Genomic DNA, 6,320 nt, shown 5'->3' with positions numbered 1-6,320 from the left:
GGCGCTCACCTCGACGCCGCTGGCGAGCCCCGCCCCACCGCCCCACCGGGGGTCGTCCACCCCGCCGCCCTCCCGTCCGTGGGTCACCCGCCGTACGTCGCCTGCGTCTCGCCGAGGACCGCCGCGAAGTCGGCCGCCAGGCCCTGTGCCGCCTCGGCCTCCAAGGCGGCCGTCGTGATCCGCACCGCCGGTGCCGAGGCGATCCGGAACCGCGCCCCCGCGGCCACCCACCATCCCCGGGTGCGCAACCCGTTGACGACGGCCGACTCGTCCCGCACGGGCACCCAGACGTTCAGCCCGCTCGCCCCGACCGCCCGGATCCCGTACTGCGCGAGCGCCCCGATCAGCGCCGTCCGCCGCGCGGCGTAGGCCGCCTCACCGGCCGCCACGAGCCGCCGCACCTCACCGTCCGCGAGCAGTCCGGCCGCCGTCTCCTGCAGGACGTGGCTGACCCAGCCGGACGTCATGAGCAGCCGGCCGTCGTGACGCGCCAGCGTCGCCGGATCGCACGCGAGCCCGGCCCACCGCAGGTCGATGCCCAGGTGCTTCGACACGGTCCGTACCTGCGCCCACCGTTCCAGCCCGGCCGCCGCGAGCGAGTGGGCGGTCACCCCCGCGATGTCCGCGTTGTGATCGTCCTCCACCACCAGCACCTCGGGGAACTCCCGGACCACGGCCACCAGGTCGTCCCGCCGGGACCGCGTGAAGAACGCACCGGTAGGACTCTGCCCGCGCGGGCTGCACACCACCGCGCGCACCCCTGACCGCAGCGCGGTCCGCAGGGCCTCCGGATCCAGCCCCTCCGTGTCCACCGCGACCGGCACCATCCGCAGCCCGAGGGCCGGGACCAGGTCCAGCAGATGGTGGAAGCCGGGATCCTCCACGGCCACCGCGTCCCCGGGCCGCAGTTCCGTCGACAGCAGCCGCGCGATGCAGTCCAGCGCACCGTGCGCGAACGTCACGTGCTCCGAGGGGACACCGTCCCGGGCGAACCAGTCCCGCGTGAGCCCCTCCAGCCGGCCGAGGCGCGGCGACGCGCGATGGGAGCCGTACGTCGGCCGTACCAGCGCCGGAGGGCGGAGTTCCGGCAGGAACGCCGGATCGGGGTGGCCGCCCGCGAGGTCCACCAGCCCCTCCGGCACCCTCGGAGGCCGCCGGGAGGCGACCGAAGGCGCCTGCGCGACCACGGTCCCGCCCCGCCCGCGTGTGACCACCACCCCCCGCTGCCGCAGTTCCCTGTACGCCGTCGCGACCGTGCCCGGACTGACGCCCAGCTCGTCCGCCAGCCGCCGCACCGGAGGCAGCGCGTCCCCCGGCCCGAACCCGCCCTCCGCCACCCCGCGCTCGATGGACGCGGCAATCCCCTTGGCCGTCGCCCCTGCGATCGAATATTGTGCTGCCACGTACATGATTATGTATTGATACAAACAGACAGTCAAGGGGGAGCCGTGCGCCGCGCATCACTGAAGGACCGCATCCCAGGAGGCACCGACGGACGCCGCATGCTCCTCATCGGTTTCATCGACAAGACCGGCACCGGCCTCTGGGCCACCTCCATCGCCCTCTACTTCACGTACGTCTCCGGGCTCGGCGTCGGCCGGATCGGCCTCCTGGTCGGAATCTCCGGCGGCTTCGGGATCGTCGGCGCACCCCTCGCGGGCCGCCTCGCCGACCGCTTCCCCCTCACCCGCCTCCTCATCGGCGGCCAACTCCTGCGCGCCGCCGCCCTCCTCGCCCTGCTCACCACGGACACCTACGCCCTGCTGGTCCTCTACTCGGCCATCGGCGCCGTCCCCGACCGCGGCACGAACGTCCTCACCAGGCTCTACGCCACCCGCGTCGCCGGCTCCGACCGCGTCCGCTACCAGGCCATCAACCGCACCGTCGGCAACCTCGGCTGGTCCGTCGGCGGCCTCGGCGCCGCAGCCGCCCTCTCCGTCGCCACCAGCACCGCCTTCCAGCTCCTGCTCGCCGGCAACGCCCTCACCTACGTCGTGATGGCCGCCCTCACCCTGCGCTGCGCCGAACCCCAGGCCCCCGCACGCGTCGCCGCCGGCGCCGACTCCGCCCCTGGTGCCCCGGACCGGCGGCCGGCCAGCCCGTGGCGCGACCGTGCCTTCCTCCTCTTCACCGCCAACGAGAGCGTCCTCTCCCTGCACGACTCGATCCTCCAGGTCGCCCTGCCGCTCTGGATCGTCCACGCCACCGACGCCCCGGTCGGACTCGCACCCGCGCTCATGGTCGTCAACAGCGTCCTCGTCGTGCTCTTCCAGGTCCCGCTCTCCCGCTTCGGCGCCACCACCGACGCCGCCCGACGCCTCCTCACCCCGCTCGCATGCCTCTTCGCCGCCGGCACGCTCGCCTTCGCGGCCTCGGCGGCCGCAGGGCGCGCGTTCGCCATCGTCGCCCTCATCGGCGCGATCGTCGCCCTCACCTTCGCGGAGATCGTGCAGGCGACCGTCTCCTGGGAACTCTCCGTCGCCCTGGCCCCCGCCGAGGCCCAGGGCTCCTACCTCGGCGTCCACGCCCTCGCCCCCGCCACCCAGCGCTTCGCCGGACCCCTCCTCCTCACCGGCGTGATCAGCGCGGGCCCCCTGGCCTGGCCGGTCCTCGGAGCCGCCCTCGTCGCCACCTGCGCGGCACAGAACCGCCTCGTCCGCCGCACCCTCTCCCGATCGTCACTGTCAGTGCCCGTCGTTACGGTGAGTGAGCACTGACCGTCATCACCCAGGGGGAGACATGGCACAGCCCAGCACCACCGCATCCCTGCGCCGCGCCCTGCGCCGCGAAGTACCGAGCACCGTCGCCCTGCTCGCCGACGAGGACGACTTCGCCGCCATGCGCCACTACGCCACCTTCCGCTTCGACGACCACCCGGCCTACCTCCGCCAGGTCGAGGTCCTGCTCCGGGACCTCGCCACCCGAGGGGGCCACACCACCGTCGCCCTCTTCGACCCCGAGGAGTACGCCGCCTACTGCCACGAGACCGGCCTCGACCCCGACCGCCCCGACAGCCGCAGCCGCTACACCGCGGAACTGGCCGCCACCGGCGCCCGCGTGCCCTACACGGGCCAGCCCATGACCGACCTCGTGCCCGCCCTCATCGACACCGCCGTCCGCCGCGCCACCTGGGAGTACGCCACGATGCTCCTCTCCGACACCGGCGACTGCGCCGAGTGCGGCCAGGACATCGGCCGAGCCGCCTTCGACCGCGCCTCCCGGCTGCTGCTCCGCCTCCTCGAAGCCGCCGGGCCCGGCACCCACCACCTCGTCTGCAGCGTCCCCGCCGCCGACGAACAGCTCCTCGCCCTTCTCCACACATCCCGCGACGACGACGGCCCGGCCCGCCTGGACAGCGCCGAGGGCGCCCAGTTCGTCACCGTCCTCGCCACCGGCATCGCGCTCGACAGCCCCGGAGGCGTCGTCCTGCGCACCTCCGCCCCCGGCGCGCGCGACCGCCTCCACGGCTGGCGCCTCGCCCACGGAAAGCTCCTCCCGCTCACCGAGGCCGAGGTCTTCAACGCCTACTGCACCGACGCCCGCACGGGAGAACCGATCGCGCCGGAACCCCACGCCGACTACCACGCGGGCTTCGACCTCGCCCCCGACGACGACTGGCCCGCTCACCACTGACGCCGAAGGGGCTCCCCGCCACGCTTGTGACGGGAAGCCCCTTCGACACCTCGCGATCTGCCGGGATCACTCCCCGGACAGCACCGCCTGTGCGGCCCGCCTGGCCTCGTCGGCCGTGTCCGCCGCCCGCGCGGCGGCCGCGGCCCGCTCGCACTGGGCCAGCGTGTACTTCGCGAGCGTCGCCCGGACGTACGGAATGGACGCGGCGCCCATCGACAGAGAGGTGACACCCAGACCGGTCAGCACACACGCGAGCAGCGGGTCCGACGCGGCCTCACCGCAGACGCCACAGCTCTTGCCCTCGGCCTTGGCCGCGTCGGCGGACAGCGCCACCAGGTCCAGCAGCGCGGGCTGCCACGGGTCCTGGAGCCGCGACACGGCACCGACCTGACGGTCGGCGGCGAAGGTGTACTGCGCGAGGTCGTTGGTGCCCAGCGACAGGAACTCCACCTCCTGCAGGATCGAGCGCGCCCGCAGAGCGGCGGAGGGGATCTCCACCATCGCCCCGAACTTGGCACGCAGCCCCGCTTCACGGCAGGCGTCCGCGAACGCCTTCGCGTCCGTGCGGTCGGCCACCATCGGCGCCATGACCTCGAGGTAGACCGGCAGCCCTTCGGCCGCCTTCGCCAGCGCGGTCAGCTGCGTGCGCAGCACCTCCGGGTGGTCCAGTAGGCTCCGCAGGCCCCGCACGCCCAGCGCCGGGTTCGGCTCGTCCGCCGGCGTCAGGAAGTCGAGTGGCTTGTCGGCGCCCGCGTCCAGGACCCGCACGACCACACGGCCCTCGGGGAACGCCTCCAGGACCTTGCGGTAGGCGTCGATCTGCTTCTCCTCGGACGGCGCCTTCGCGCTGTCGTCCAGGAAGAGGAACTCCGTACGGAACAGACCGACACCCTCGGCCCCTGCCTCCACCGCGGCCGGCACGTCCGCCGGTCCGCCGACGTTGGCCAGCAGCGGCACCTTGTGTCCGTCCGAGGTGGCACCGGGACCGCTGGACGCGGCGAGCGCGGCCCTGCGCTCCGCGGCTGCCGCGGTCAGCCGCTCCTTCCGCTCCTCGGTCGGGTCCACGAAGATCTCGCCGGTGGACCCGTCCACCGCGATGACCGTCCCCTCACCGATCTCACCCGCACCCGGCAGCGCCACGACGGCCGGCACTCCGAGCGCCCGCGCGAGGATCGCGCTGTGGCTGGTCGGCCCGCCTTCCTCGGTGACGAAGCCGAGCACCAGCGCCGGGTCGAGCAGCGCGGTGTCGGCGGGCGCGAGGTCCCGGGCGATGAGCACGTACGGCTCGTCGCTGTCCGGCACACCCGGCATCGGCACCCCGAGGAGGCGGGCGACGATACGGTTCCGCACGTCGTCGAGGTCGGCCACGCGCCCGGCCATGTACTCGCCGGCGCCCGCGAGCAGCTCGCGGTAGTGCGAGAAGGCGTCGTAGATACCGCGCTCCGCCGTGCTGCCGACCGCGATCCGGCGGTCGACGTCGGCGATGAGCTCCGGGTCCTGCGCGATCATCGCCTGGGCCTCGAGCACGTGCTGTGCCTCGCCCCCGGCCAGATTGCCGCGCGCGATCAGGTCGGCAGCCACGGCCTCCACGGCCTTGCGGGCGCGCCCCTGTTCGCGCTCCGCGTCCTCGGCGGGAATCTGCTTGGCCGGCGGCTCGAGTACCGCCGTGCCCATGTGCCGAACCTCGCCGATCGCCACTCCGTGGCTGACGCCGACGCCTCGCAGCGTTGTCTCCATCTCACCCGTCTCCGATAGAAGCGACGGCACCCCGGCCGCCGCGTTGAATGTGGAACCTGTGGCCGTCGCGAGGACGACCCGGCGTCACTTCCAGCCGAAGAGCTGGTCGCCGGCCTTCACGTCGCCGTCGTCGACGAGGTCGGAGAGGGAGTCCACCGTGGCCTCCAGGGCGACGACGGGACAGATGGGGGACTTGCCGGCGGCCTCCACCTCAGCGGGGTTCCAGCGCACGACGGCCTGTCCGCGCGTCACGGTGTCACCCTTGTTCACGAGCAGCTCGAAGCCCTGCCCGTTCAGCTGGACGGTGTCGATCCCGAGGTGGGTGAGCACTCCGTGGCCCTCGGCGTCGACGACGACGAACGCGTGCGGGTGCAGAGAGACGATGACGCCGTCGACCGGGGAAACGGCCTCCGACGGACCACGGTCCGGGTCGATGGCGGTGCCGGGACCGACCATGGCGCCCGAGAAGACGGGGTCGGGTACTGCGGCGAGACCGATGGCGCGTCCGGCAAGCGGCGACGTCACGGTTGTCATGGGAAGCCTCCCAGGGGCGGAGATGGTGTGGCGCCGTCACTACCTGTCCTGGACGGCGTACTGTTCAGAAGCGTATGTCATGAGAAGTCCTAGTTCCGCCCGAGACGTACCAGTTGGCGGACCTAGAGACCGGCGAGAAACGATTTGCCTCTACTGACGGTGGGATGTACTGTCGTACTTCTGCCTGACCCCAACGCGACGTCGAGTCGTGGGTCGGCAGCACCTGTCGAGCCAGATCCTAACCCCAGTGGTCTACACCTCTGCATGCACTGCGGAGGGAGTGGTCAGGGGGAGCGAGAAAGCCTGGTAGTGTTTGACCCCGCCGCAAGGGAAAGCGCGAAAAGCAAATTCCTGAAACGGCAAACCCGCTCCAGCGGGTGGCGGAAACGGAAATCGGATCTGCTAAGCTGGAAACA

General features: G+C 72.6%; 5 protein-coding genes. 2 read left to right on the top strand and 3 right to left on the bottom strand.

Features of this window, described 5'->3' with window-relative positions:
• Positions 1–83 precede the first annotated feature (83 nt).
• Positions 84–1,409, bottom strand: coding sequence for an aminotransferase class I/II-fold pyridoxal phosphate-dependent enzyme (locus tag AB0K65_RS32180; RefSeq protein WP_365722820.1), 1,326 nt, complete (start codon positions 1,407–1,409; stop codon positions 84–86).
• Between the two features lie 39 nt (positions 1,410–1,448).
• Between AB0K65_RS32180 and AB0K65_RS32175 the strand changes: the two genes are divergently transcribed.
• Together AB0K65_RS32175 and AB0K65_RS32170 are read left to right on the top strand one after the other, a co-directional pair.
• Positions 1,449–2,717 (top strand): MFS transporter, encoded by a 1,269-nt coding sequence (locus tag AB0K65_RS32175; protein WP_365722818.1) that lies wholly within the window; start codon positions 1,449–1,451, stop codon positions 2,715–2,717.
• Between the two features lie 22 nt (positions 2,718–2,739).
• Positions 2,740–3,633 carry a hypothetical protein gene (locus AB0K65_RS32170; RefSeq protein WP_365722816.1) on the top strand — a complete coding sequence of 298 codons (894 nt, stop codon included), beginning with the start codon at positions 2,740–2,742 and terminating at the stop codon, positions 3,631–3,633.
• Positions 3,634–3,699: 66 nt separating this feature from the next.
• On the opposite strand, the gene ptsP is transcribed toward AB0K65_RS32170, so the two are convergent.
• Positions 3,700–5,370, bottom strand: a complete 1,671-nt coding sequence (gene ptsP, locus AB0K65_RS32165) for a phosphoenolpyruvate--protein phosphotransferase (RefSeq protein WP_365722814.1) — start codon at positions 5,368–5,370, stop codon at positions 3,700–3,702.
• 84 nt (positions 5,371–5,454) lie between these two features.
• Positions 5,455–5,904: a PTS glucose transporter subunit IIA gene (locus AB0K65_RS32160; protein ID WP_365722812.1), complete on the bottom strand. Its 450-nt coding sequence runs from the start codon at positions 5,902–5,904 to the stop codon at positions 5,455–5,457.
• Positions 5,905–6,320 lie beyond the last annotated feature (416 nt).

Source organism: Streptomyces sp. NPDC053755 (assembly GCF_040677675.1).
In the GTDB taxonomy this organism is placed as follows: domain Bacteria; phylum Actinomycetota; class Actinomycetes; order Streptomycetales; family Streptomycetaceae; genus Streptomyces.
This window is presented reverse-complemented; position numbering and strand designations above follow the sequence as displayed.